Annotated in this window: 26 protein-coding genes and 1 pseudogene; 10 read left to right on the top strand and 17 right to left on the bottom strand. The window is 63.2% G+C overall.

What is annotated here, in order from left to right:
• Positions 1–185: 185 nt before the first annotated feature.
• On the bottom strand, positions 186–740 hold the full coding sequence (locus EOB80_RS05060) for a DUF4142 domain-containing protein (protein ID WP_127326856.1): 555 nt from the start codon (positions 738–740) through the stop codon (positions 186–188).
• 211 nt (positions 741–951) lie between these two features.
• Positions 952–1,695 (bottom strand): DUF899 family protein, encoded by a 744-nt coding sequence (locus tag EOB80_RS05055; RefSeq protein WP_164762509.1) that lies wholly within the window; start codon positions 1,693–1,695, stop codon positions 952–954.
• A gap of 145 nt (positions 1,696–1,840) precedes the next feature.
• Between EOB80_RS05055 and EOB80_RS05050 the strand changes: the two genes are divergently transcribed.
• Entirely contained in the window at positions 1,841–2,176 is a 336-nt protein-coding gene (locus tag EOB80_RS05050; protein WP_027039309.1) for a hypothetical protein, read from the top strand.
• 11 nt (positions 2,177–2,187) lie between these two features.
• On the opposite strand, the gene EOB80_RS05045 is transcribed toward EOB80_RS05050, so the two are convergent.
• The 5 genes from EOB80_RS05045 to EOB80_RS05025 form a co-directional block, all read right to left on the bottom strand.
• Positions 2,188–3,012 (bottom strand): carbohydrate ABC transporter permease, encoded by an 825-nt coding sequence (locus EOB80_RS05045; protein ID WP_127326854.1) that lies wholly within the window; start codon positions 3,010–3,012, stop codon positions 2,188–2,190.
• 1 nt (position 3,013) lies between these two features.
• Positions 3,014–3,976 carry a sugar ABC transporter permease gene (locus EOB80_RS05040; RefSeq protein WP_127326853.1) on the bottom strand — a complete coding sequence of 321 codons (963 nt, stop codon included), beginning with the start codon at positions 3,974–3,976 and terminating at the stop codon, positions 3,014–3,016.
• Positions 3,977–4,028: 52 nt separating this feature from the next.
• Positions 4,029–5,297, bottom strand: coding sequence for an ABC transporter substrate-binding protein (locus EOB80_RS05035; RefSeq protein ID WP_127326852.1), 1,269 nt, complete (start codon positions 5,295–5,297; stop codon positions 4,029–4,031).
• A 285-nt stretch (positions 5,298–5,582) separates the two neighbouring features.
• The gene (locus EOB80_RS05030) at positions 5,583–6,071 is read right to left on the bottom strand and encodes a GNAT family N-acetyltransferase (protein ID WP_127326851.1); all 489 of its coding nucleotides are present in this window, start codon (positions 6,069–6,071) and stop codon (positions 5,583–5,585) included.
• A gap of 5 nt (positions 6,072–6,076) precedes the next feature.
• Positions 6,077–6,982, bottom strand: coding sequence for a lytic transglycosylase domain-containing protein (locus EOB80_RS05025; protein WP_127326850.1), 906 nt, complete (start codon positions 6,980–6,982; stop codon positions 6,077–6,079).
• A gap of 181 nt (positions 6,983–7,163) precedes the next feature.
• On the opposite strand from EOB80_RS05025, the gene EOB80_RS05020 reads away from it, so the two are divergent.
• Positions 7,164–7,733: a methylated-DNA--[protein]-cysteine S-methyltransferase gene (locus EOB80_RS05020; RefSeq protein WP_127326849.1), complete on the top strand. Its 570-nt coding sequence runs from the start codon at positions 7,164–7,166 to the stop codon at positions 7,731–7,733.
• Between the two features lie 13 nt (positions 7,734–7,746).
• Here EOB80_RS05020 and EOB80_RS05015 read toward each other — a convergent pair whose 3' ends face one another.
• A complete protein-coding gene (locus EOB80_RS05015; protein ID WP_127326848.1) occupies positions 7,747–8,076 on the bottom strand; it encodes a hypothetical protein in 330 nt (109 codons plus the stop codon).
• Positions 8,077–8,371: 295 nt separating this feature from the next.
• Between EOB80_RS05015 and EOB80_RS05010 the strand changes: the two genes are divergently transcribed.
• From EOB80_RS05010 to EOB80_RS05000, 3 genes are all read left to right on the top strand, one after another.
• Positions 8,372–8,584: a cold-shock protein gene (locus EOB80_RS05010; RefSeq protein ID WP_010910991.1), complete on the top strand. Its 213-nt coding sequence runs from the start codon at positions 8,372–8,374 to the stop codon at positions 8,582–8,584.
• A gap of 269 nt (positions 8,585–8,853) precedes the next feature.
• Positions 8,854–9,054: a hypothetical protein gene (locus EOB80_RS05005; RefSeq protein WP_027039317.1), complete on the top strand. Its 201-nt coding sequence runs from the start codon at positions 8,854–8,856 to the stop codon at positions 9,052–9,054.
• The gene (locus EOB80_RS05000; protein WP_127270430.1) at positions 9,051–9,305 is read left to right on the top strand and encodes a hypothetical protein; all 255 of its coding nucleotides are present in this window, start codon (positions 9,051–9,053) and stop codon (positions 9,303–9,305) included. Before EOB80_RS05005 ends, EOB80_RS05000 begins: the two co-directional genes overlap by 4 nt.
• A gap of 31 nt (positions 9,306–9,336) precedes the next feature.
• On the opposite strand, the gene EOB80_RS04995 is transcribed toward EOB80_RS05000, so the two are convergent.
• The 3 genes from EOB80_RS04995 to EOB80_RS04985 all read right to left on the bottom strand — a co-directional run bounded on the left by EOB80_RS04995 (position 9,337) and on the right by EOB80_RS04985 (position 11,950).
• Positions 9,337–9,945, bottom strand: coding sequence for a glutathione S-transferase family protein (locus EOB80_RS04995; RefSeq protein WP_127322770.1), 609 nt, complete (start codon positions 9,943–9,945; stop codon positions 9,337–9,339).
• 266 nt (positions 9,946–10,211) lie between these two features.
• The gene (locus EOB80_RS04990) at positions 10,212–11,060 is read right to left on the bottom strand and encodes an EAL domain-containing protein (RefSeq protein WP_127326847.1); all 849 of its coding nucleotides are present in this window, start codon (positions 11,058–11,060) and stop codon (positions 10,212–10,214) included.
• A complete protein-coding gene (locus tag EOB80_RS04985; RefSeq protein WP_127321442.1) occupies positions 11,057–11,950 on the bottom strand; it encodes an EAL domain-containing protein in 894 nt (297 codons plus the stop codon). The genes EOB80_RS04990 and EOB80_RS04985 overlap by 4 nt, the downstream gene beginning before the upstream one ends.
• Before the next feature lie 208 nt (positions 11,951–12,158).
• Between EOB80_RS04985 and EOB80_RS04980 the strand changes: the two genes are divergently transcribed.
• Positions 12,159–13,361: a pyridoxal phosphate-dependent aminotransferase gene (locus EOB80_RS04980; protein ID WP_127326846.1), complete on the top strand. Its 1,203-nt coding sequence runs from the start codon at positions 12,159–12,161 to the stop codon at positions 13,359–13,361.
• Positions 13,362–13,424: 63 nt separating this feature from the next.
• On the opposite strand, the gene EOB80_RS04975 is transcribed toward EOB80_RS04980, so the two are convergent.
• Entirely contained in the window at positions 13,425–14,942 is a 1,518-nt protein-coding gene (locus tag EOB80_RS04975; RefSeq protein WP_127326845.1) for an MFS transporter, read from the bottom strand.
• 146 nt (positions 14,943–15,088) lie between these two features.
• Positions 15,089–15,484 (bottom strand): cupin domain-containing protein, encoded by a 396-nt coding sequence (locus EOB80_RS04970; protein WP_127326844.1) that lies wholly within the window; start codon positions 15,482–15,484, stop codon positions 15,089–15,091.
• Positions 15,485–15,795: 311 nt separating this feature from the next.
• Here EOB80_RS04970 and EOB80_RS04965 point away from each other — a divergent pair, with 311 nt between their 5' ends.
• Complete coding sequence (locus tag EOB80_RS04965) at positions 15,796–17,847, top strand: elongation factor G (RefSeq protein ID WP_127267438.1); 2,052 nt, start codon at positions 15,796–15,798, stop codon at positions 17,845–17,847.
• Positions 17,848–18,567: 720 nt separating this feature from the next.
• A pseudogene (locus EOB80_RS04960) lies at positions 18,568–19,064 on the top strand (isoprenylcysteine carboxylmethyltransferase family protein).
• Positions 19,065–19,088: 24 nt separating this feature from the next.
• On the opposite strand, the gene EOB80_RS04955 reads toward EOB80_RS04960, so the two are convergent.
• Together EOB80_RS04955 and trxB are read right to left on the bottom strand one after the other, a co-directional pair.
• The gene (locus EOB80_RS04955; RefSeq protein ID WP_023809733.1) at positions 19,089–19,985 is read right to left on the bottom strand and encodes a LysR family transcriptional regulator; all 897 of its coding nucleotides are present in this window, start codon (positions 19,983–19,985) and stop codon (positions 19,089–19,091) included.
• 79 nt (positions 19,986–20,064) lie between these two features.
• The gene (gene trxB / locus EOB80_RS04950) at positions 20,065–21,039 is read right to left on the bottom strand and encodes a thioredoxin-disulfide reductase (RefSeq protein ID WP_127267436.1); all 975 of its coding nucleotides are present in this window, start codon (positions 21,037–21,039) and stop codon (positions 20,065–20,067) included.
• A 247-nt stretch (positions 21,040–21,286) separates the two neighbouring features.
• Here trxB and EOB80_RS04945 point away from each other — a divergent pair, with 247 nt between their 5' ends.
• Together EOB80_RS04945 and EOB80_RS04940 are read left to right on the top strand one after the other, a co-directional pair.
• Positions 21,287–21,766, top strand: coding sequence for an Lrp/AsnC family transcriptional regulator (locus tag EOB80_RS04945; RefSeq protein ID WP_013530077.1), 480 nt, complete (start codon positions 21,287–21,289; stop codon positions 21,764–21,766).
• Between the two features lie 250 nt (positions 21,767–22,016).
• Positions 22,017–22,811 (top strand): glycosyltransferase family 2 protein, encoded by a 795-nt coding sequence (locus EOB80_RS04940; protein WP_127318541.1) that lies wholly within the window; start codon positions 22,017–22,019, stop codon positions 22,809–22,811.
• A gap of 4 nt (positions 22,812–22,815) precedes the next feature.
• On the opposite strand, the gene EOB80_RS04935 is transcribed toward EOB80_RS04940, so the two are convergent.
• Positions 22,816–23,475, bottom strand: coding sequence for an HAD family hydrolase (locus EOB80_RS04935; protein WP_127326843.1), 660 nt, complete (start codon positions 23,473–23,475; stop codon positions 22,816–22,818).
• Entirely contained in the window at positions 23,468–24,040 is a 573-nt protein-coding gene (locus tag EOB80_RS04930; RefSeq protein ID WP_024504153.1) for an SIS domain-containing protein, read from the bottom strand. Before EOB80_RS04930 ends, EOB80_RS04935 begins: the two co-directional genes overlap by 8 nt.
• Positions 24,041–24,044: the final 4 nt, after the last annotated feature.

The following is a 24,044-nucleotide window of genomic DNA, read 5'->3' as shown; positions in this document are numbered from 1 at the left end:
CGCCCCCCTCTGTCCTGCCGGACATCTCCCCCTCAAGGGGGGAGATTGGCAGCTTTGGGGCCGGCCTTCACCTTGCTACGTTGAAAATTGGCGAAAACAGTGACGACGGCCAATCTCCCCACTTGAGGGGGAGATGTCCGGCAGGACAGAGGGGGGCGCCACAGATCGCCGACTTTGAACCGCCCTCACCCCTGATGCGCGGCCGCCAGTTCCTTCACGTGTTTTTCGTGCATCTGCAGCGTCGGCAGGGTTTTCTTGGCGAATTCCTTCATCGCCGGGTCGTCGCCGGATTGCGCATAGCCGCTGAACAGCGCCACGGCTTCCTTGTGGGCGTTGGTCTGCATCTCGATGTATTTGGCCTGGAACTGATCGCCGCTGGCGCCCTTTAATTCATCGAGCATCTTCTGCTCCTTGGGCTGCAGGGCTGGACCGGACGGTGCGGTGGCCGAGGTTGTCTGGCCCTGGGCAAGCGCCGCCTTGAATTCCTCGCCGGCCTTGGTGTGATCGGCGATCATCTGTTTGGCGAAGGCCTTGACGTCGGCATCGGTCGCCTTCTGCTCGGCGAGCTTGCTGGACTCGATCTCGAACTCATTGGCGCTCTGCACCGTCTTGATGAAGGTCGAAGTGTCGACCTTCGTCGTCGTAGCGAGCGGCGTGGTCGTGGCGGTCGTGTTCGACTGGGCAAAGGCCGGCGCGCCGGCAAGCAATGCTGCTGCGGTCAGAATGGTAAGCGTCTTCATGGCATGTCTCCGGTTGGAATTGTCCCTCGGACAATCCAACGTCGCTTGGGCACTCCGGTTGCAGCTCTTGAGGAAGAAGCCTGCGCATGTCGCCTCGATCGCCCCACCGTTTCCGTGCCGGACTCGAACGCTCGCCGATGCCCTCGTTCGAGCCAGCCCATGGGACTCATGTTCCGAAAACTGAAACGCGGCGGCTGGCCAGAGCTGCCTTTCAGTGGCAACACGCCTCGCCATATTGCAGCTGCTCGTTCCAGTTCGGGCGGCCTTCCGGCGTGAAATCCATCAGGTTCCACAGCGTTTCGCAGGTGCCGAGGCTGCGCGGATCCTGGCCCGGCTCCGTCGGCGCGAAATCCAGTTCCGAACTCCAGAAATGGCGTATGCCGTCGGCATCGCGATGGAACACCGACAGCAGCGGGATCTGTGAGCCGTCGGCCGCCTCCGCATTGTAGTCGCGCTTGAAGCTGTTGGAGGCCGAGGAGACCAACCGCATGTTGCGCCAGCCCCTGTCGAGGCCGAGTGTGACCAGGTTTTCAAGCGCGGTCTTGCCCACCACCGCGAAATTGAAGCCGGCGGCCTGGAGATGCCCGACCGCGCCGTCGAACTGGTCGAGCAGCGCCGTGCAGGAGGGGCATGGCTGGTCCTGCCGGGCGAGCTTCGCCGTGCCGCCGCTGGTCGCCACCTCGCGCTTCTCCTGCGGGTGGCGCGGGAACATCATGTTGTAAAGGATGAGCGAGTCCTTGCCGGGCGCGAACAGCTCCGAGAGCTTTATCTTTGCAGGCCTCCCATCGCCGTCCAGCCCGTCGAACTCATAATCCTGGCGGATCAGCCCGCCCGGCGGCAGCGCGCGCCGGGCCTCGGCGACCTCTTCCATGGCGCGGCGCAGTTCGATTTCCTTGCGCAGCAGTTTTTCACGCGCGGTGCGGTATTTGGCGGATTCGTTGGGAAAGGTGATCATGATCGGCTCCTTCAAGTCGCGGCGCCGGCGTCCCGACGCGGTTGCTCTACGACCCAAGGACGTTTGGCAGCGATCGGTCCCGACATTTATTGCGCATGGTGAGATGTCGTAATACCTGTTCGGGCAGCGTGATCCGGGGAACAACGTGCACGACGACGAGATCGATCTGCGCTGCCCGCAAGTGGTGGCCGACAACGCCGCCAAGGGCCTCAGGCTGCGCGGCGAGTTCGGCCGCGGCGGCACCGAGATCGGCGTCGCCCGCGCCACCGAGCTGAAGAACCGGGAAAAGCTCGCGCCCTCCACCATCCGCCGCATGGTCAGCTATTTCGCCCGCCACGAGGTCGACAAGCGCGGCAGAAACTACGGCAACGAGCAAAACCCTTCAGCCGGTTACATCGCCTGGCTGCTGTGGGGCGGCGACGAAGGCCGCGCCTGGGCGCTGGAGCTTAAGCAGAAGATCGGCAACGCGCCGGACATCTGAGGACTCGTCCCTCACCCCTTGACCCCGCCCGCGGTGAGGCCGGAGACGATTTTGCGCTGGAAGATCAGCACCAGCACCACCAGCGGCACCGTGACGATCACCGAGGCGGCCATGATGTTGCCCCATGGGATCTCGAACTGCGAGTTGCCGGAGAGCAGCGCGATCGCCACCGGCACGGTCCGCTGTGCGTTGTTGGAGGTGAAGGTCAGGGCAAACAGGAACTCGTTCCACGCGCCGATGAAGGCCAGCAGCCCGGTGGTTGCCAGCGCCGGCCACATCAGCGGCAGGAAGACCCGGGTGACGATGATCCACGGCGTCGCGCCGTCTAGGATTGCCGCCTCCTCGACCTCGACCGGCAGGTCCCGGACGAAGGTGGTGAGCACCCAGACGGTGAACGGCAAGGTGAAGATCATGTAGGAGAAGATCAGCGCGAACAGCGAATTGTAGAGGCCGAACAGGCGGACCAGTTCGAACAGCCCGGCCAGCAGCGCCACCTGCGGGAACATCGACACCGACAGGATGATGAACAGCAGGGCCGAGCGGCCGCGGAATCGAATGCGCGCCAGCGCATAGGCCGATGTGACGCCGAGCAACAGCGAAAGGGCAACCACCGCGCCCGAGACGAACAGCGAGTTCAGCAAGTTGCGCACGAAGCTGCCTTCGGTCAGCACATTCCGGTAATTGGCGAGGCTGAGCGTCGTCGACCACAGATCGGCCCGGAACAGGTCGGTCCCCGATTTCAGGCTGGTGACGATGGCATAGTAGAACGGGAACACGGCGACGAAGACGATGACCGCGACCAGCAGGTAAAAGGCCGTGCGCTTCACGATCCACATGTCAGCGGCCTCCGTCCAGGCTGATCCGGCCGATGCGGATGGTGATGATGGTGAGCAGAGCGAGGATCAGGAAAAGCAAGGTCGAGGCGGCGGACCCATAGGCGAACTTGTCGAACTCGAACAGGTTCTCGCGGGCGAACACCGACATCGACTTGGTGTGCACATTGTTGGGCGTCAGCACATAGATCAGGTCGAAGATGCGCAGCGCATCGAGCGCGCGGAAGATAACCGCCACCATCAGCGCCGGGCGGATGAGCGGCAAGGTCACCCGCCAGAAGATCTGCCAGGGGTTGGCGCCGTCGAGCCTGGCGACCTCGATGATCTCCCTCGGCAGCATCTGCAGCGCGGCCAGGATAAGCAGCGTCATGAACGGTGTCGCCTTCCAGATATCGACGATGAGGACGGCCGCCATCGCCGTGTCGGCGTCGGCCGTCCAGGCGATCTTGGTGCTGATCAGGCCGAGGTTGAGCAGCACGACATTGATGATGCCGAACTGGTCGTTGAGCATCCATTGCCACATCTTCGCCGAGACGATCGTCGGGATGGCCCAGGGGATCAGGATCGCTGCCCTGACGATGCCGCGGCCGGCGAATTCCGCGTTGAGAACCAGGGCAACGATGGTGCCGAGGATGGTTTCGCAGGTCACCGAAATCACCGTGAAACGAACCGTGTTCCAGACGGCACGCCACCAGACCGGATCGACGAGCAGCCCGTCATAGAGGGTCCGGCCGCTCGGCATGTGCAGCACCGAGAAATAATTGCCGAAGCCGACCCATTGGCGCGCGTCGAGGTCGGCTAGCGAGGCGTCGGTGAAGCTGAAATAAACCGTGCGGGCAAGCGGCCAGCCGGCCGCCGCGGCGAGCACCAGAAGCATTGGCGCCAGGAAAAGCGACGCCGAGCGAACGCGCTGTGCCGTCAACGGCGAGTGCGCGGCCCTGGCTGTTTCCGGTTCCATTCCTGTCATTTCGCTCCCGCTCGTTGCGGTCCCGCCGGGCGGGTGCCCCGGCATCGTCGCGTCACCAGCCTCGGCCCTTCAGCTTGGTCAGCATCGCTTCGAGGTCGCCCAGATTGTCGGCGGCGGTGCCGTCGCCCGAGAGCGTGTTGTGAACGGCGTTCCAGAACTGGCTCGAGGCCTCGTTGTATTTGATCCTGGCCGCGGCCGACGGGCGCGGCACCGCATTGAGAAATATCTGCTTCCAGCGCGGAATAATCGGCTGCTCTCTGGCAATGTCGGCATCGTCATACAGCGCCTGGATGGTCGGCAGGTTGGACGTCTTCAGCGCGCGGTATTTCTGCATCGCGGGCGAGGCGATGAACTTGACCAGCTCGATCGCGGCATCCGGATGCTTCGAATGTTTGGAGACGGCGAGATTCCAGCCGCCCAGGGTCGCGACCGGTCGGGCGCCCTCGCCCGTGCCGGCCGGCAGCGGTGCCACGTCGAACTTGCCCTTGATCGGCGAGCCCTCGCCGTTGCCGAGCGCATAGGCATAGGGCCAGTTGCGCATGAACACCGCATTGCCGGTCTGCCAGACGCCGCGCGATTCCTCTTCCTGGTAGGCGAGCACGCCGGGCGGCGCGATGGTCCCGACCCAGCCCTTGATCATATCGAGCGCCGCCGCCGCTTGGCTGTTGTTGATGGAGATGGAGCCGTCCGGCTCGATGATCTGGCCGCCGCCATTCGACATCACCCATTCGAGCGCGTTGCAGGTCAGCCCTTCATAGGCGTTGCCCTGGAAGACGAAGCCCCAGATATCCCGATTGCCAGCCGCACGCTCCTTGTCCATGACCAGCCTGGCGGTGTCCGCCAGTTCCTTCCAGGTGGCCGGCACCTTGGCGCCATATTTGTCGAGGAGATCCTTGCGGTAGTAGAGCGCCGGCGCATCGGTGAAGATCGGCAAGGCGACGAGCTTGCCGTTGACGGTCTGTGACTGGATGATCGATGGGAAATGCTCGGCCACGACGTCCTTGGTCGCTGCGGTCAGATCCACGAGCTGGCTGGCGAGCTGCGGTGCCCAGATCACGTCCGTCTGGTAGACGTCGATGTCACTGTTTCCCGCGGCGAGCCAAAGCCGGTATTGGCCGAACTGGTCGGTCCCGGACGTCGGCATGACGACGATGCTGACCTTGTTGCCGCTGTCTTTCTCGTAACGGTCGAGGATCTCGCGCAGCACCTTGATGCCGTCGCCGGTATCGCCCGACACCATCGACAGCTCGACGGCCCGCGCCGGCGTACCAACCAGAATGGCAGTGACGCCGAGCGCCAGGAATACGTGAGAAAACTTCATGGTGGTGGATGTCCCTCCGCGGCCGGCCGCGGAAAATCCTCCCACCCGCCGGCAGCTTGTCAGGCCCTCACCTCCCATTGAATGCGAAGCGGCGCTTTTGGGTTCCCAAATCGCGCCGTTCCTGCGTGAGGCGACACCCATCAGGGGGTGTTGAGATTCAGGTCAGGCCGAGTCGAAAATGGTGGTTTCCGAGAACCGGAGCGGAGCGTACTTTTGGGTACGTGAGCACCGGAAGCGCAGGAAGCCATCATTTGCAGGCCGGCATCACCTGAATATCAGCACACCCTAGCCTTCCCAGGCGACAGGCATCATGCCCAGCCGCTCATAGAGCCGGACGGCGGCGGGATTCTCGACCGTGTTGGTCTTGAGGTCGACATGATCGGCGCCGCGTTCGCGAAAAACGGCGAAGGCGTGCCACATCAGCGCTTCGGCAACGCCCTTGCCGCGAGCCTCGGGATGAACGGCTAGATCCTTGACGAAGGCGCGGGTCCAGCACAGTGCCGCTGCCGCCAGCCGGCCCTTGGCGTCGATGACGAGAAAGCACAGTGCCGGGTCGAATTCGGGATCGTCGGCGATGCGCGGCCACCACTCGTCGAACGGACCGTCGGCGCCGTCGTCGAACACTTCGGTCAACAGCGCATGCAGGGGCAGCGCGTCACCGGGCTCGAAGCTGCGCATGACAAAGCCGTCGGGCCAGTGCGGCGGAACCAGCGTCTCGTCGAGGATTTTGCGCAGCCGGATGTCGTTGAGAGCCGGCGGGCGCGGTTCAGGCATCGCGCTCAGGCGTCGGGCTGCAGGCGACGGCGCTGGCGGTCGCGGCCAAGGCCGGTCGCCTCGAGCAGGCCCTTGCGCTTGGCGTCGTAATAATAGCCGGTCTGGTAGAGCCAGTCGGCCTTCTTGGCGTTGCCGCCGGCCACCAGCCAGGCGCCGCGCAGATATTTCACCGCGTATTTCAGATTGGTATCGGCGTCGAACAGGCCCTTGGCCGGCCCGTCATAGCCCATGCCGCGCGCCGTCGCGTGTTTGATCTGCATCAGCCCCCAATGGCCGTTGTTGTAGGCTTTCGGGTTGAAGGTGCTCTCGCGGTTGACGACATGGCGCACCAGATCCACCGGCACCTGGTAGATCACGGCGTATTTCTCGATCAGCCGCTCGACATCGCCACGCACGCCCGTCGCGTGTTCTTCTTGCACGGGCCCTGCCGGGAACTGGACCAGGGCCGCCGGGTTCTGCGGCACGACATAGGCGACCTGCTGGACGCCGGGCATGCGATCGCCCTTGGCGGTTGCCGGCACGACCAGCCCCGCGGTCGTATAGGTCTCGGCCGCCTTGACCGGCTCGTTCGCATTTGCTGGCGGCGGCGCCTGCCAGGCATTGGCGGTCATCACCGCGGGCACGGCTGGTGCCGCCGGTGTGGATCCGGCAAAAGCGGTGGTCGCGGCAACCGGCTGTGCGGCGGGATCGAGCGGCAGCTCGGCCGTCTGAACGGGGGCGATCCCTGATGATTCCGGCAGCACCGAAACTGTCTCCGGCAGCGGCACGGTGAAACCGGCGTCAGTGCCGGCGACGGTCGCTGTTTCGGTGAGAGCAGGCGCGGGCTTCATCTGCGAGGTCGACGTGCAGCCGCTGATGCCGGCGGCGGCCAGGATCACGCCGATCGCGATAAGGTTGAGTTTTGCTGGCAAGCCGCGCTCGGGTCCGGTTTGTCGGGTTGTTAAGAAATTCCTTACACCAGCGATTCAGGCCGGGCAATCGGGGCGCTAAGGTGGTTTTCGGGTGGCGAGAGGCAGGCGGTGGTGCCATATTGTTCCGGATATGTACCGGAACGAATCCCGGATTTCGCCACTTTGCGGGAAGGAACGCATCATGGTCACGACAGCTTCGATCACGGCCGGCCACGCAGTGTTAGAAACAGTGATCGGTTTCATGGGTATTGCGTGGAGCGAAAAGGGCCTGACCCGGCTCTGCCTGCCCGAACGCAGCCGCGAGGCGGTGGAGCGGCGCCTGCTGCGCCATGGCGGCGTTTCCAGTGCCACGGCGCAGCCGCCATGGGTGGTCGAGCTGATCGCGGCGATCAAGGCCTATGCGGCGGGCGAGGACATCGATTTCTCCGCCGTGCCGGTCGATCTCGACGGCGTCGACGATTTCCGCCTCGCCATTTACGACGCCGCGCGAAAACTCTCCTTCGGCGAAACCACCACCTATGGCGAGCTGGCCAAGACCGCCGGCCATGCCGGGCTCGCCCGCGAAACCGGGGCCGCCCTTGGCGCCAATCCGGTGCCGCTGGTCATCCCTTGCCATCGCATCCTTGCCGCCGGCGGCAAGATCGGCGGCTTCTCGGCGCCCGGCGGATCGATCACCAAGGAGAAGATGCTGGCCATGGAAGGCGTGCGCGTCGGCCCTCCGCCACCAGCGCAGGTGTCGTTCGGGTTTTGATGTAGGCAGGTGCCTAGTTGTTGTGGAAGAACCGCCGGCGGAAATGCCGGTCATTGTCCGGCCGCTTGCAGTTGTAGACCGGGCAGGACTTTGTGTCGGCGCTCGGCACGTAGGCCCGTGTCCTCACCTCGCCCATGCTGCAGAATCGCTGGCTCTGCACATAGCGGTCGTAGAGCGGCAGTCCCGGCACCCGCTTCGACTGGTAGCGCAGGATGACCGCCCCCTGCCGGGCGATCGTCGCCTGAACCTTGCCGCAACCCATACGCGTCGGGTCGTAGCGCGAGATCGCCTGAGCCTGAGCGGCGACAAGCGTCAGGCAGGCGGCAAGCAGAATGGTTTTCATGGTCCTCTCCCCAAGATCCCCTCCCAAGCGGGTGTGGATCGAGCGCCCACAGGCTCCGATCATCGCGACGCTCTCACGCGATTGGGGCGGCCATTGGGCGGCGCCCTCATCACGGCTTTCTCACGCAGTCTTGTTTTTCGTGCGAAAGCAGCCTATATGCCTTCCATTGATATTTCGGCCGATCGATCCGGGCCTCGCGATAATCGCGTTTGCTGACGTCTATCTCCAAAATCTCGATGCACACCGGCTGGACCTCGGTCCGGTCAATCTAAAGCAAATGTGAAGGACTATCTAAATGGCAACTGGAACGGTCAAGTGGTTCAACGCCACCAAGGGCTTCGGCTTCATTCAGCCTGACGCGGGCGGCGCGGACGTTTTCGTCCACATCTCCGCTGTCGAGCGTGCTGGACTGTCGACCCTGGTCGAAGGCCAGAAGATCAACTTCGAGATCGAGCAGGACCGCCGCACTGGCAAGTCGTCCGCTGGATCTCTGAGCAAGGCAGCCTGATTTTGCGATAGCGCGCGCCGGGCGAGAGCTCGGGGCGCGCGGCAAGTCACGGATGTACTGACAGTCGCGCGAGAAGCGCGCTGGAGCGGAAAGACCCGACAAGCTGGATCAGCAGATAGCTGCCAGCCCGGACCGGACGTTCCCGATCAGGCTACCAAGCATGGAAGGCGGGATTTATCCCGCCTTTTTGCTGTCTGGGGTTAGGTGCTGCAACGGGCGCTACAGTCCCACCGGTGGTACTTTTAGCCTAGTAGTGGTATCATTCGGCCATGACCAAGCTTGAGCAAATTGAAAAATCCGTTGCGGAACTGAGCCCTGAAGAACTGAAGGCGTTTGCTGCCTGGTTCGAAGCGCTTCGGGAGGATATGTGGGATCGGCAGATCGAGGCCGATGCGAAGGCCGGCCGATTGGATAAGCTTGCCGAACAGGCACTGACGGACCATCGCGCTGGTCGGACGCGGCCTCTGTGAATCACGTCGCCTCCCCATCGTTCTGGGAGGCTTACGAAAAACTGCCATCGGCGATCAGAGCAAAAGCGGACAGGCGTTTTGAAAGACTCCGCTCCCACCCTTTTGATCCCTCGCTGCATTTCAAACAGGTCGGACGCTACTGGTCTGCGCGAGTTGACGACAATTACCGGGCTGTTGCCACCCGCACCAACGATGATGTGATCTGGTTCTGGATCGGCACCCATGCGGACTATGATCATCTCTTGAAGTAGCTACCCATCCGCCCACCTGGCGCGGGACAAACTACCCCATCCACCCGATCAGCACATGCCCCGGATCCGCTTCCACTCGGCCAAGCCAGGCCGCCACCGCCGGATAGGCGTCGAGCTGGAAGCCGCCCTGCTCCGCCGTATGCGTATAGGCATAGAGCGCGATGTCGGCGACGCTGAGCGCGCTGCCGGCGAAGAAGGCATTGTTTTCCAGATGCCTGTTCATCACGCCGAGCGCCTTGTTGCCGCGCTCCAGCGTCACCGCCAGCCGCTCCGGGGTCGCATCCCCAGCACGTTCGGGGAAGGTCAGCAGCGCCTTGCGCACGGCAATGTAAGGCTCGTGGCTGTATTGCTCGAAGAACAGCCATTGATAGGCAAGCCCGCGCTCATACCTGTCCGCCGGCAGGAAGCGTGTGCCTTCGGCGAGATAGAGCAGGATGGCGTTGGATTCGGCCAGCCGCCGGCCATCGTCGAACTCGAGCAGCGGCACCATGGCGTTCGGATTCTTGGCGACAAAGTCGGCTTTGCGCGTATCGCCGGTGTGCGAACTCACTTCGACATTGGTAAAGCCAAGGCCAAGCTTGGCCATCAGCAGGCGCGGCTTGTAACAATTGCCGCTGTCGATCATGCCGTAAAGTATCATGGCTGTTCCCCGGAGCACTGTCTCCGCGCGATTATCGCAGCGGCGGCGGTCTCAACCAATGATTTGTTTTGGTACGACGATCAGCGCCGCTGATGTGTGAATCGCCGAAAATCTGAGGCCGTTGAAGGGCATGTTGAGATTCAGGTCAGGCCGAGCCGAAAACGGTGGGTTCCGAGAACCGGAGCGGAGCGTACTTAAGTACGTGAGCACCGGAAGCGCAGGAAGCCGCCGTTTGCAGGCCGGCATCACCTGAATATCGACATGCCCTAGCCAAAGAGGGGCACGACCTTGCTGTCCCGGCCCAGCAGTGCATCGATGACCAGCGGTTTCTCCTCGAATACCGTGCCGGCCAAGGCCGGACGGGCAAGGAGAAAACCCTGCAGCAGGTCGACGCCGCCTTCGAGCGCGACGCGCAGATGGGTGGGCTGCTCGATGCCTTCGACCAGCACCTTGGCGCCGCGGTCATGCAGGCTGGAAACCAGCGGGCGGAAGAACCGTTCGGCGGCAGCGTGGCGGCAGAACTCCGCGAACCAGGTGCCGTCGATCTTGACGATGTCGGGCTTGAGCAGGCTCACCCGCTCCTCGGTCGAGTGCCCGGTGCCGAAATCGTCGATGGCGATGCGGATGCCGTCGCGCCGCATCTCGCGCACCAGCCGCACGAGAAGCGCGTCGTCCGCCGCCTGTTCGGTGATTTCGCAGACCAGCATGGCCGGCGCCAGGCCGAACTCGCCGAGATGCCTGGTCATCAGGCGAATCTCGGCCAGTGCCCGCCCGGCATGGTCGTTGATCAACGGGTTGTAGTTGAAGAACAGGTCGAGCCCGTCGACGCCGATGTTGCGGAAATTCCTGAGATGCAGCGCCCGGCACATGGTTTCCACAAACAGCCGGTCCGAGACGGCAACGCTTTCAAAGAACACCTTCGGCGCGCCGGGGCGGCCGGCACGGTGCGGCTCGATCAGGGCTTCGGCCGCGACCGCGTGAAGGAACCGGCCGCGCGGCGCGAAAATCGGCTGATAGGCGCTACGCAGGCGGAACTCGCCATAGATGCCGTATTCGATGCCGACTTCGTCGACCTGGATCGCATCGCCGACATTGCGCCGCCGATCGTCTCTCATGTCGCCACCCGGCGCCCGAAGGCCTTGACCGGCCGCGCCGAAGGCATTGCCGCGGCAGGAGCAGCCGTGTCGACGGCAGCAGCGGCAGGCGCCTGCCTGGCCTTGTCGAAGACGCCAAAGCTGGTCGGCGCCAATTCGGGCCGCGCCAGCACGAAACCCTGCACCATCGACGCACCCGATTTCTCGGCGAGCTCCAGTTGCCAGCCCTCCTCGATGCCTTCGAACACCGTATGGATGCCTTGCTCCTCGAAGTTCTTCACCATGGTGGTCAGCAACGCGAAGCCGGCGCCGGACTCCATCAGCTGCGTGATCCAGTAGGCATCGAACTTGACGATATCCGGCTTCAATTCCTTGACCCGATTGATGTCGGAATCGTCGGCGCCATAATCGTCGACGGCGATGCGAAAACCGTTGGCCCTCAGTGCCGCGACGAAGCCGTGCAAGGCTTCCTGCGACGCCGACCGCTGCTCGGTCACCTCGCAGACGACGCGACGCGGGTCGATGCCGGCCTCGTGCAGCACGAGCCGCATTTCGCGCAAGGCAGCGTCGGCAACGGCGCGTTCGGTGAACACTGACGGGTCGAAATTGACGAAGATCGATGCTTCCCGCGGCAGGCAGGCACCGGCGTTGAGAAGATGCAGCGTCCTGGTCAGCGCCTCGATATGCAGCCGGTCGGCGGCCGGGCAGGTCGAGAAGAAATTCATCGGCGATTGCGGCTCGCCGTCGCGGAACGGTCGGATCAGCCCTTCGAACGCGACCACCGACAGCTTGCCTTCCTTGAAAGCGAAGATCGGCTGGAAGGCGCTTTGCAGCGTGTAGATACCCCAGACACCGGTGGAGGTGCCGTCGTCCTGACGGATGATGTGGGCAAGCCCGACGCTGCGCGACACGGTTCCTCGCTCCGCAATTGGTCTGCCATCCTGCCACTCAAGCCTCTACCGCTCGTTAATGAATTTATTGTTGCCGACCCCGGGACCCGATCACAGCTCCTTGAGACCTGGATCAGCCGACAATGCTTGCGTTGCGCGAAATCATGCGACATGAGAAGCGCCGCGGTCGCTCCTGGCCGCGCCGATCTTCCATGGAGACGTCAAGCTCATGGCCTTTCTTGCCGACACCCTTTCCCGCGTGAAGCCTTCCGCCACCATCGCGGTCACGCAGAAAGCGCGCGAGCTGAAAAATGCCGGCCGTGACATTATCGGGCTTGGCGCCGGCGAACCGGATTTCGACACGCCAGACAACATCAAGAATGCGGCAATCGAGGCGATCCGCCGTGGCGAAACCAAGTATCCGCCGGTTTCGGGCATCGTGCCGCTGCGCGAGGCGATCGCAAAAAAGTTCAAGCGCGAGAACAATCTCGACTACAAGCCCGAGCAGACCATAGTCGGCACCGGCGGCAAGCAGATCCTGTTCAACGCCTTCATGGCGACGCTGAACCCCGGCGACGAGGTCATCATTCCTCGCCCCTATTGGGTCAGCTACCCCGAGATGGTGGCCATATGCGGCGGCACCTCCGTGTTTGCCGACACCTCGATCGACAACGGCTTCAAGCTGACCGCTTCCGTGCTGGAAAAGGCGATCACGCCGAAGACCAAATGGCTGCTGATGAACTCGCCGTCGAACCCGTCGGGTGCCGCCTATACCGAAGCCGAATTGCGCGAGCTGGCCGACGTGCTGTTGAAGCATCCGCATGTCTGGACGCTGACCGACGACATGTACGAGCACCTGACCTATGGCGATTTCGTCTTCAGGACCATCGCCGAGGTCGAGCCTAAGCTCTACGAGCGCACGCTGACCATGAACGGCGTGTCGAAAGCCTATGCAATGACCGGCTGGCGCATCGGTTATGCGGCGGGTCCGGTTCAACTGATCAAGGCGATGGACATGATCCAGGGTCAGCAGACATCGGGCGCCTGCACCATTGCGCAATGGGCATCCGTCGAGGCGCTGAATGGCCCGCAGGATTTCATCGCCAAAAACAAGGCGATCTTTCAAGGCAGGCGCGACCTTGTCGTGTCGATGCTCAACCAGGCACGCGGCATCACCTGTCCGTCGCCGGAAGGCGCCTTCTATGTCTATCCTTCCTGCGCCCAGCTGATCGGCAAGAAGACCAAGGCCGGCAGGCTGATCGACACCGACGAGACCTTCTGCTCGGAACTGCTCGAAGCCGAGGGCGTCGCGGTGGTGTTCGGCTCGGCCTTCGGTCTCGGCCCCAACTTCCGCATCTCCTACGCGACCTCGGAGACGCTTCTGGAAGAAGCCTGCACGCGCATCCAGCGCTTTACGGCTTCGCTGACCTGACTGGCGCGCTATGAACGCAAAGACCCGGCTTCACCCGCCGGGTTTTTTAATGGGCCGTCAGCCTCACGCCTCGTGCTTGGTCTCTTTGGCCGAGCGCGCCTCGGCCGGCGCCAGCACGGCAACCAGCAATGCGGCGGTGAGGAACGCGCCGATCGCTGCCGTCAGCATCGCGGCGTGGAAGCCGCCGGCATAGGCGGCAGCATAGAGTTCATGCACGCCGCTTTCGCCCATCGCCGCATCGGTTGCGAAATCATGCCGTGAAATCGCAGCACGAGCCACCGCTTCCGCGTTGGCGACACCGGCATCGCCGAGATACCCGGTCAAAAGGTTGGTTGCCCGCATGCTCATCAAGGCGCCGAGCAAGGCGATGCCGATGGCAAGGCCGCTCTGGCGGGTGGCATTGATGACCGCCGACACCATGCCCGAGCGTTCGCGCGGCGCATAGGACATGGCGGCAGCGCTGCCGGTCGGGATTGCAAGCGCGTTGCCGAGGCCGCCAATGGCGAACAGAAGGCACAGCATCGCGTAGGACGTCGAAGGGCCGGCCCAGCACATGCCGAGCATGGACAGGCCGATAGCAACATAGCCGATGGTCATCAGCGCGGAGTGACCATAGCGGGCGCTCAGCCTGCCGATCCATGGCGACACCACGATCTGGACGATGAAGGCCGGCGCCATGCGCAGGCCGGTCTGCGTCGGCGACCAGCCCTGCACCTGCTGCAGGAACATCGAGAAGAAGAAGACGCTGGAATAGGAGGTGAAGCCGAGCGCGAACGAAGCGACATTGGCGACGGCAAAGCGGACATCGCGGAACAGGCCAAGCGGCAGCATCGGCCGTGCAGTGCGCGCCTCGAAGCCGAGGAAAGCAGCCAGGCCGACGACGCCGGCGACCAGCGCCGCGACCGTCCTTGGCTCGCCCCAGCCATTCTCGCCGGCCGAGATCAGGCCAAAGGTCAGCGCCCCCAGCCACAGGATGCTGAGAGCCAGGCCGACGAGGTCGAGATGGGCATGTTCGGGATGCGCCGTCTCGTTGATCGAAGCAGCACCGAGCGCGATCGTGATCAAGCCCAGCGGCAGGTTGATCAGGAAGATGCTTTGCCAGCCGACGGTCTCGACCAGGATGCCACCGAGGACGGGACCAACGAGCAGAGAGATGGCGGCGAACGACGCCCAGCCGCCAATGACGCCGGCGCGCTGGCGCGCATCGGGAAAGGCCTGCGTCAGGATCGACAGCGCGCCTGGAATGAGCAGCGAGCCGGCGATGCCCTGCACCACCCGGCCGGCCAGCAGCACCGGCAGATTGGGCGCGACGGCGCAGATCAGCGAACCGGCCACGAAGATGCCGACGCCGGCCAGCCACGAGCGCTTGCGGCCATAGCGATCGCCGATCAGGCCGGACGACAGCATGAAGGCGGACAGGCACAGCGTGTAGGCGTCGACCACCCATTGCAGGCCGCCGAAATCGGTTTGCAACGCCTGCTGGATGGTCGGCAGCGCGACATTGACGATGCTGACGTCGAGCAGAGCCACGAACGAACCAAGATAGACAGCGGCGACCAGGGGCAGACGGTGCTTTGACAATGGCTATATCCAGACGTGAGTTTCGCAATCACCTACGTCACTGACTGACGGTCAGTTGAACGGACGGGCATGGCGCTGTCGATCACGCTATTGAGTTGAAAATATCGCGGCTGGAACAGAAGCCCGGCTTCCTACGGACTGAGCAATCAGCCGCCATATTGCTCCGCGGTCACCGCTTCCAGCCAATCGGCATGGACATCGTCGAGCGCCTCCTGCATGGCGATATGCGTCATCGCCGATTTCGGCGCCGCGCCATGCCAGTGTTTTTCGCCAGGCGCGAACGAGATGACGTCGCCGGCCCTGATCTCCTGGATCGGGCCGCCCCACGTCTGGGCAAACCCGGCGCCCACCGTCACGTACAGCGTCTGGCCAAGCGGATGCGTATGCCAGTGGGTGCGCGCGCCCGGCTCGAAGCTGACCAGCGTGGCCCGCAGCCGCGCCGGCGCCTCTTTCTCGATGATCGGCGTCTGCAGCACCCGGCCGGTGAAGTATTTTTCCGGCGCGATGACGGTCGGCACGCTGCCGCAGGCGATGATCTTCATGGGTCGATGGTCCTTCAAACAGCGGGCGACGGGTCGCCTGTTTTCAGTTTCGGCCGATATCGGTCGACGTGCAACAGCTTCCCGCTGCCAGCCCCAGCATATGATCCGCACGGTCCACTGCCGAGCAAAGGGTTTCTATTTTTCTTGCCCTGCCGGCAAACAAGTGGGACGATGGCTTTGGGCAGGTGGCACTTGAAAAGAACCCCGCCCGCGACGGTCGAACAGGCCGGCCGCCGCTCAGGACCGATTGACCAAGCCTGAACCATACATGCCAGTCGGTCCTACGGGAAACGCCTGAGTGGAGGTCAGTCATGGGTACTCGCGCCGGAGGACGACGCACGGGACCGAAATGCATTGCCATAGTCGGTCCCTTCGCAAGCGGTAAGACGACACTTCTCGAAGCCATATTGGCCCGTACGGGCTCAATTCCCCGACAAAATCCCGTTTCATCAGGTAACACCGTTTCAGATCATTCGCCCGAGGCGCGCGCCCACGCCATGAGCGTCGAGGCGACGGTCGCCACGACCGAATTCATGGGCGAGCAGATCACCTTCGTCGACTGTCCCGGTTCCATCGAATTCTCTTTCGAGGCCGAACCGGTGCTGGCCGCCTGCGACCTCGCGGTCGTCGTAGCCGAGGCCGATGAGAAGAAGATCCCTGCCCTGCAACTGATCATGCGCAAGCTCGACGATCTCGGAGTGCCGCGCATTCTGTTCCTCAACAAGGTCGACAAGGCAATCACCGGCGTGCGCGACACGCTGAAGATGCTGCAGCCGGCCAGTGCCGTGCCGTTGCTGCTGCGCCAGATTCCGCTGCGCAAGGACGGCGTCGTCATTGGTTCGATCGACCTGGCGCTGGAGCGCGCCTACATCTATCGCGAATATGCCGAAAGCGAGGTGGCGCAGATTCCCGGCGACGACAAGGCGCGCGAGCTCGAAGCGCGTTTCTCGATGCTGGAGACGCTGGCCGACCATGATGACCAGTTGATGGAACAACTGCTCGAGGAGATCGAGCCGCCCAAGGATGCGATCTTCGACGACCTCGCCGCCGACCTGCGTGACGGTGCGGTGATCCCGGTGCTGATCGGCACCGCCGAGAAAGGCAACGGCGTGCTGCGCCTCCTGAAGGCGATCCGCCACGACGCGCCCGACATCGAGGCGACCCGCAAACGGCTCGGTGCACCCGACGGCGCGGCTACCCTGGTCCAGGTGATGAAAACCATCCACACCTCGCATGGCGGCAAGCTGTCGGTGTCGCGCATCCTCTCCGGTCAGGTCGTCGACGGTTCCGAACTCTGGCTGCCCGGCGGCGACACGGCCAAGGTTTCCGGCATCTACCGGATGCTCGGCAAGGACCAGTCCAAGCTCTCCATCGCCAAGGTCGGCGACACGGTGGCACTGGGCAAGCTGGACGAGGTCAAGACCGGCCAGACGCTGAGCTCGGCCAAGGGCGGCATCAAGCCCCTCGTCCAGTTCGAGCCGCCGCAGCCGGTCTTCGCCTTCGCGCTCCGCCCCAAGGAGCGCAAGGACGAAGTGAAGATGTCGGCTGCCATCCAGCGGCTGGCCGAGGAGGACCCGTCGCTCAGCCTGCGCCACAATCAGGACTCGGCCGAAACCGTGCTGTCGGGCCATGGCGAGATGCATCTGCGCGTGGTGCGCGAGCGGCTGGAAGGCAAGAACCAGATACCGGTCGAAGGTCATCCGCCGGCGGTGCCCTATCGCGAGACGATCCGCAAATCGGCGCAGCAGCGCGGCCGTCACAAGAAACAGTCCGGCGGCCATGGCCAGTTCGGCGACGTGGTGATCGAGATCAAGCCGCTGCCGCGCGGTTCCGGCTTCCAGTTCACCGACACCATCACCGGCGGCGTCGTGCCCAAGACCTACATCCAGTCGGTCGAGACCGGGGTCCGCGACTATCTGAAATCCGGGCCGCTTGGCTTTCCGGTCGTGGATGTCGCAGTCAACCTATCGGACGGCTCCTATCATGCGGTCGATTCCTCCGACATGGCCTTCCAGATGGCGGCCAGGCTGGCGATGAAGGAGGGCATGGCCGCGTGCTTGCCGGTGCTCCTGGAGCCCGTGATGAAGGTCGAGATCGTCACCCCCTCCGATGCCACCTCGAAGATCATCGCTCTCATCCCGCAGCGGCGCGGCCAGATCCTCGGCTACGACGCGCGACCCGACTGGCCGGGATGGGATGTCGTCGAGGCAACCATGCCGCAAGCCGAGATCGGCGACCTGATCATCGAGTTGCGCTCGGCGACCGCGGGCGTTGCCAGCTATCGTGCCGTCTTCGACCACATGGCCGAACTCACCGGCCGTCTGGCCGACGACGCCATGAACACCAACGGCAAGGCCGCCTGATGGCGTGGCGTTCCTCTCGAACCTGATTCGGGGGAACAAAAGAAAACGACGTCCGGCGGGGACCGGACGTCGTTTTGTTCGCGGACCGTTTCCTTGGGAGGTAAAACGTCAGGTCCGCCGCATTTGGTACCGCCGAGTTCGGCGGAAAAACGGTTCGGACGCGGTAGCCGCCTGAGCCCGGGCCGTACGAGTGATGCCCCCATCTCCCGTCCGAACCACACCGCGTCCTATGATCTACATAGCAGGTCGCGGGCGTCCGGGATATGTTACCAGAGGTTACATGTCACCGTTACGTGGCAATTGTGATGGAATTTTTGGCCGGCCCAGCAGGGCACAGGCAACAAAAAAGCCGGATCAATGAAGATCCGGCTGAGTTTGATTGGAGTGCCTGTTAAGGCTAACCTCCAGAGGGGAACACTCGAGGGCGCTAATGGGAGGAGAACGCGCCCAGGAGATGATCTATATATGTGCTCATCATGCCCAAGAAACAAGCATCTATTTTGCAACACACACATGCAAAAAGACGCAGGCTGTGGTCTAACCCATTCCAGAAGCCAATAGGACCAGCAAAATCGTCGAAATGGAGCGCTGAATCGGGCAATTGCAACTACAGAATCGCTAATCTCGGCTGGCTTTCGGCTCGAAATGCCAAAACTGGGCAATGATGTGGAAGCGGGCAGCAGGCGTGCATTTCTAAGGCAATCGCGGAGCAAGCAGCCAATGCGGAGGTTTTCGGCGATCGCCGGCAGTGCGGCCTTCTTCATCGCGGCGCCCTGCGTGGTTGCCGGGCTGGTGCCCTGGTTGTTGACCGATCGCTGGGGCTTGCCCTGGTCGGGCCTGCCGGGCTTTGCCCCTGTTGGCGGGCTTCTGATCGTTGCCGCGGGCGCGGCACTCCTGCATGCCTTCGGCCGTTTTGCGCTTGAGGGCCTGGGCACACCCGCACCGGTCGCCCCGACCGAGAGGCTGGTGATAGGCGGCATCTACCGCCATGTCCGCAACCCGATGTATGTCGCCGTGCTGTCGATCATCCTCGGCCAGGCGCTGCTGTTCTCGAGCTGGGCGCTTGTCGCCTATGCCGCCGTCAGCGCTGTCTCCATGGGCGCCTTGTCAGGCTCTATGAAGAGCCGACGCTTAGCCGCCGTTACGGCGCCGAATACGACACCTACCGCCGCAACGTGCCCGGCTGGCTGCCTCGGCTGATGCCCTGGCGGGGATAATCCCGTAGGGCGTGAAAACGAAAATTAGAAGGACCAGCTTCGGGCCTTAGCGATGATGAAGTCCCGGAACACATGCAGCTTGGCCTGGTTCTTCATCGCGTCGGGATAGGCGAAATAGGTGTCGAAAGACGGCACCTCGGTCTCCGGCAGCAGCTGCACCAGATCGGAGTCCTTGCTGATCACATAGTCGGGCAGCATGGCGATGCCGGCCCCGCCCTGCACCGCGCGCTTGATCGATAATATGTCGTTGATCTGCAGCGTCGGCACCCTTTGTCCGCCTTCGAAATCACCGACCGTTTCCAGCCAGTTCAGCTCCGACAGATGCGACGGCACCGGCACGCCGAAGGTGACGATGCGATGAGCCTTCAGCTCTGCGACGGAAGACGGCTTGCCGTGCTTGGCGACATAGGATGGCGCCGCGTAGAGATGAAAATGCACGGTGAACAGGCGGCGCTGGATCAGGTCCGGCTGCTGCGGCTGGCGCAGCCGGATGGCACAATCGGCCTGGCGCATGGTGAGGTCGAGTTCCTCATTGGCGAGGATCAACTGCAGGCTGATTTCGGGATAGAGCTCGATGAATTCCTGCACCCGCTCGGTCAGCCAGCCGGCGCCAAGCCCCACCGTCGTCGTCACCCGCAGCACGCCCGACGGGCGATCCTTGGTCTCGGTCAGCCGGGACTTGATGGTCTCCAGCTTCATCAGCACGTCATGCGCCGTGCGAAACAGCATCTCACCTTGCTCGGTCAGCACCAGCCCGCGGGCGTGGCGGTTGAACAGCGGCACGCCGACATCATGCTCGAGCGCGCTGACCTGCCGCGAGATCGCCGATTGCGACAGATGCAATGTCTCGGCCGCATGGGTAAACGACCCCGCCTCCGCCGCAGCGTGAAACACGCGTAGCTTGTCCCAGTCCAACGCCATGATTCCCCTCGTTCTGTTTTGGCGTCTGAATGAAAAATCAGGCTTTTACACGGCGTTTCTAAGCCGCTCTCTGAACTCTCTACTCGGCCGCTTCGCGATGCACTTCGATGCCGGCCAGATACTTCTCCGCCTCGAGCGCGGCCATGCAGCCGAGCCCCGCTGCCGTCACCGCCTGGCGGTAGATATCGTCGGTCACATCGCCGGCCGCGAACACGCCCGGCACATCGGTGCGGGTCGAATCCGGCGCTGTCCACAGATAGCCGTTCGGCTTCTGCTTGAGCTTGCCGGCGAACAGTTCAACCGCCGGCGCATGGCCGATGGCCACGAACACGCCGTCGATCTTGAGGTGCGACACCTCGCCGGTCACCGCATGCTTGAGCTTCAGCCCCTCGACCGAGGGCGGCAGCGGCGTCTTGCCGGGCCGGCCGGTGATCTCATCGACGATCGTGTCCCAGATGACGCGGACATTGTCCTTCTTCAGAAGCCGCTCGCGCAGAATACGTTCAGCGCGAAAATCGCTGCGCCTGTGGATGACCGTCACGCTCCTGGCGAGATTGGACAGATAGAGCGCCTCTTCCACCGCGGAATTGCCGCCACCGACCACCGCGACATCCTTGCCCCTGTAGAAGAAACCGTCGCAGGTGGCGCAGGCCGAGACTCCAAAACCCATGAAGTCCTGCTCGGTCGGGATGCCCAGCCATTTCGCTTGCGCGCCGGTGGCGATGATCAGCGCGTCGGCGGTATAGGTCGTGCCGGAATCGCCCTTGGCGCGGAACGGTCGCACGTTGAGGTCGACCTCGGTGATGATGTCGTTGATGATGTCGGTGCCGACATGCTCGGCCTGTTTCAGCATCTGCTCCATCAGCCACGGACCTTGGATCGGGTCGGCGAAGCCGGGATAATTCTCGACATCGGTGGTGATCATCAACTGCCCGCCCTGCTGCAGGCCGGCGACCAGCATCGGCTTCAGCATGGCGCGGGCGGCATAGACCGCCGCCGTATAGCCGGCCGGGCCGGAACCGATGATGAGAACGGGCGCGTGCTTGGTGGTCATCTAAAGCCTCTGCGGAGGGCTGCCGGCAATTGCGGCATGGAAAACTCGATCATTGTCGCGCGTAATGTAAGTGTTGCCCACGACGCCAGCAAGGCAAGTTGGTGTTCGTCCCCGGAAAGCTTTGTCGCACCTGTCGGCCGCTGATCCCGCGAAATATTCCGGGCGAAGGATGGAATGGACAGCGAAGTCGTTTAATTACAAAATCACGCAAGATTCTTGCGTATTGCCCTCATGATCGAGAGCCCACATGCCCCTCAAGGCCGACCTCGACGCTATCGACTGGAAGATCCTGCGCGAATTGCAGGGCGACGGCCGTATGACCAATGTCGAACTGTCGAACCGCGTCGGCATTTCGGCGCCGCCATGCCTGCGCCGCGTCAAGCGCCTGGAGGAAGCCGGCATCATCCGTGGCTACCGTGCCTTGCTCAATGCACCAGCGCTCGGCCTCGATGTCGTTGCCTTCTGCCTGGTCGGCCTGCATCATCAGGCCGATGCCGAACTGCGCATCTTTGCCGAGCGCACCCGCGGCTGGCCAATCGTACGCGACGCCTGGATGGTGTCGGGCGAATCCGATTTCCTGCTGCATTGCGTGGCGAGCGACCTTGGCGCCTTCCAGAGCTTCGTCATCGAGGAACTGACCTCGACCCCGAATGTCGACACGGTGCGCACAGCGCTCACCATCCGCCGGGTCAAGGACGAAGGGCTGGTCTCGTTCGCACAGCCTTGAGCCGGCTGAACCGCAACGAGCTTTCGCCGATGTCGCTTGAAGGCCTCGCCATATCAGCGCCGCTTTGGCGTTCGATAGCTCTCCTGTGAAGCCGGAATTTCTGCCGTAGCCGTCTTGTTGGTTTCCTAGAGCAATTCCAGAAAAAGTATGTAACGGTTTTCCCGGGTAAAGCGCATAGCGCTTTCGGGATTGCGTAAACAGGGGCGCAGGGCGGCCCAATTCCGAGAACAGTGTGCCGTGGGGTGGGACGATGACTCGATTTTCTAGCCCGGTTTCGGCGCTGGTCATCTGCATGAACGAGGCCGACATGATCGGCGAGTGCCTGGAAAGCGTCGATTTCTGCGCCGAGATCATCGTCGTCGATTCGGGCTCGACGGACAGCACTCTGGACGTCGTCAACGGGTACATCGCCAAAGGCTACCCGATAAGGCTTTTTCACAACGATTGGCCGGGCTTTCCTCGTCAGCGGCAATTCGCGCTCGATCAGGCCACGCAACCATGGTGCCTTTCGATTGAAGCCGACGAGGCCATCGACGACGTGCTCAGGCAGTCAATCATGAATGTGACCCAGCTTGGGAATGACGCCTTCGACGGATGGTACATCAGACGCCGCGACAAGCTGAAGGGCTATGGCTATGCGCACCGCTGGGTGCTTCACAACAGGCTGCTGCGTCTTTTCCGCCGCGACAAGGCCACGATGGACCTCAATCTGCGGGTCCATGAGTCGTTCGAGGTGCCAGGCGAAACCGGCACGATAGAAAATGGCGTGCTGCTGCATCGCCGCGAAATGACCATTGCCGAGGATCTGGCAAGGGCCAACACCTACTCCAGCCTCAAGGTTGCCACGCTTGTCGAACGAGCCAAGAAGCCCGGCCTGATAAGACTGGTGCTGTCGCCGCTCGGCAACTTTCTGAAGTTCTACCTGGCCAAGCGCTACTTCCTGTGCGGCCGGCACGGGTTCGTCTATTCGATGCTGGTGATGCTGTATTCGTTCGCGACAGAGGCCAAGCTTTATGAAGCCTGGCGAGACAAAGATCGGATGTAAGCCGTCACGGCGCGCCCGAGGCGGTGCCAAGCGCAGCTATTGCGGCGAGCAGGCCGTCGAAATCCGCGCGCTCGCACCAAGGCCGAATTGTGAAGCCCGATCGGACAGCTGCTTGTCCATCTACCAGCCAGCCCTGCGCGAGGCCGGCGCGTTGTCCCGCCTCCATGTCGGCCTCCTTGTCGCCGACGACCAGCGAACGCCGCAGATCGAGCCCGAGGCGCCCGGCCGCCTCCAGCAGCATGCCCGGATTGGGCTTGCGCAACGGATGATCGGCAACCGCAAGCACACCGGAGCCAGCTTCGTGATAGGCGCAGGCGACGACCATATCGACGAACGCATTGTCGACGCGCAGCAGCTCGAGCACGCGGCCATTGACGGCGGCGAAATCGCCCCAGCCGAAATAGCCACGCGCGATGCCCGACTGGTTGGTGACGATGATGACCGGAATGCCGGCCCGGTTGGCGGCGGCTATCACCGAGGCTATGTCCGCGCGCAGCACCATTTCGGCAGGATCGTCCGGATAGCCCGTATCGACATTGATGGTGCCGTCGCGATCGAGGAACAGCGCCGGCGAGCCGGCGGCGAACACTCTTGAGCCGACCTGCTCGACCCATAGGCCAGGCTCCGCCAGCGGATAGCGGCCAGAGGTCGTGGGATCAGCCATTGCTGAGGCGCGCTTCGACCACCTCGCACAAATGATGGTAAAGGCACAGATGCCCCTGCTGGATGATCGGCGTCGAGGTCGACGGCACGTTGAGCAGGATATCGGACAGAGGCTTCAGCTTGCCGCCGGTGTCGCCGGTCATGCCGATCACCGTCATGTCCATCCTCCGCGCCTGTTCGGCGGCGGCAAGGATGCTCGGCGAATTGCCGCTGGTCGAGATCGCCAGGAGCACCCCGCCGGCGGCGCCATGCGCCTCGACCTGGCGCGAAAACACCGTGTCGAATCCATAGTCGTTGCCCCAGGCGGTCAGCACCGCTGCATTGGCCGGCAGCGCGATGACATTGTAGGCCTTGCGCTCCTTGAGAAAGCGGCCGACCAGCTCGCCGGCAATGTGGATGGCGTCACTGGCCGAGCCGCCATTGCCGGCGATGAGCAAGGCTTTCCCCGACGAAAGCGCAGTCACCACGGCGCTCGCTGCCCGCTCCATCTCACCGGTCAGGTCCCGTTCGACCATGGCTGATATGGCAGCCGCCGAGCGGACAAGGTAATCGTTCAAGTCGGACATGAAA

This window comes from Mesorhizobium sp. M7A.F.Ca.MR.245.00.0.0 (genome assembly GCF_003997415.1).
Lineage (GTDB): Bacteria > Pseudomonadota > Alphaproteobacteria > Rhizobiales > Rhizobiaceae > Mesorhizobium.
The sequence above is the reverse complement of the archived record's forward strand: the minus strand, read 5'-3'. Positions and strand labels throughout refer to the sequence as shown.

Bases quoted from the DNA above. Each gene is read 5' to 3' on its own strand.
- EOB80_RS05060 (WP_127326856.1), bottom strand. From the start codon at position 740: ATGAAGACGCTTACCATTCTGACCGCAGCAGCATTGCTTGCCGGCGCG.
- EOB80_RS05055 (WP_164762509.1), bottom strand. From the start codon at position 1,695: ATGATCACCTTTCCCAACGAATCCGCCAAATACCGCACCGCGCGTGAA.
- EOB80_RS05045 (WP_127326854.1), bottom strand. From the start codon at position 3,012: ATGTGGATCGTGAAGCGCACGGCCTTTTACCTGCTGGTCGCGGTCATC.
- EOB80_RS05040 (WP_127326853.1), bottom strand. From the start codon at position 3,976: ATGACAGGAATGGAACCGGAAACAGCCAGGGCCGCGCACTCGCCGTTG.
- EOB80_RS05035 (WP_127326852.1), bottom strand. From the start codon at position 5,297: ATGAAGTTTTCTCACGTATTCCTGGCGCTCGGCGTCACTGCCATTCTG.
- EOB80_RS05030 (WP_127326851.1), bottom strand. From the start codon at position 6,071: ATGCCTGAACCGCGCCCGCCGGCTCTCAACGACATCCGGCTGCGCAAA.
- EOB80_RS05020 (WP_127326849.1), top strand. From the start codon at position 7,164: ATGGTCACGACAGCTTCGATCACGGCCGGCCACGCAGTGTTAGAAACA.
- EOB80_RS05015 (WP_127326848.1), bottom strand. From the start codon at position 8,076: ATGAAAACCATTCTGCTTGCCGCCTGCCTGACGCTTGTCGCCGCTCAG.
- EOB80_RS05010 (WP_010910991.1), top strand. From the start codon at position 8,372: ATGGCAACTGGAACGGTCAAGTGGTTCAACGCCACCAAGGGCTTCGGC.
- EOB80_RS05005 (WP_027039317.1), top strand. From the start codon at position 8,854: ATGACCAAGCTTGAGCAAATTGAAAAATCCGTTGCGGAACTGAGCCCT.
- EOB80_RS04995 (WP_127322770.1), bottom strand. From the start codon at position 9,945: ATGATACTTTACGGCATGATCGACAGCGGCAATTGTTACAAGCCGCGC.
- EOB80_RS04990 (WP_127326847.1), bottom strand. From the start codon at position 11,060: ATGAGAGACGATCGGCGGCGCAATGTCGGCGATGCGATCCAGGTCGAC.
- EOB80_RS04980 (WP_127326846.1), top strand. From the start codon at position 12,159: ATGGCCTTTCTTGCCGACACCCTTTCCCGCGTGAAGCCTTCCGCCACC.
- EOB80_RS04970 (WP_127326844.1), bottom strand. From the start codon at position 15,484: ATGAAGATCATCGCCTGCGGCAGCGTGCCGACCGTCATCGCGCCGGAA.
- EOB80_RS04965 (WP_127267438.1), top strand. From the start codon at position 15,796: ATGGGTACTCGCGCCGGAGGACGACGCACGGGACCGAAATGCATTGCC.
- EOB80_RS04955 (WP_023809733.1), bottom strand. From the start codon at position 19,985: ATGGCGTTGGACTGGGACAAGCTACGCGTGTTTCACGCTGCGGCGGAG.
- trxB (WP_127267436.1), bottom strand. From the start codon at position 21,039: ATGACCACCAAGCACGCGCCCGTTCTCATCATCGGTTCCGGCCCGGCC.
- EOB80_RS04945 (WP_013530077.1), top strand. From the start codon at position 21,287: ATGCCCCTCAAGGCCGACCTCGACGCTATCGACTGGAAGATCCTGCGC.
- EOB80_RS04940 (WP_127318541.1), top strand. From the start codon at position 22,017: ATGACTCGATTTTCTAGCCCGGTTTCGGCGCTGGTCATCTGCATGAAC.
- EOB80_RS04935 (WP_127326843.1), bottom strand. From the start codon at position 23,475: ATGGCTGATCCCACGACCTCTGGCCGCTATCCGCTGGCGGAGCCTGGC.
- EOB80_RS04930 (WP_024504153.1), bottom strand. From the start codon at position 24,040: ATGTCCGACTTGAACGATTACCTTGTCCGCTCGGCGGCTGCCATATCA.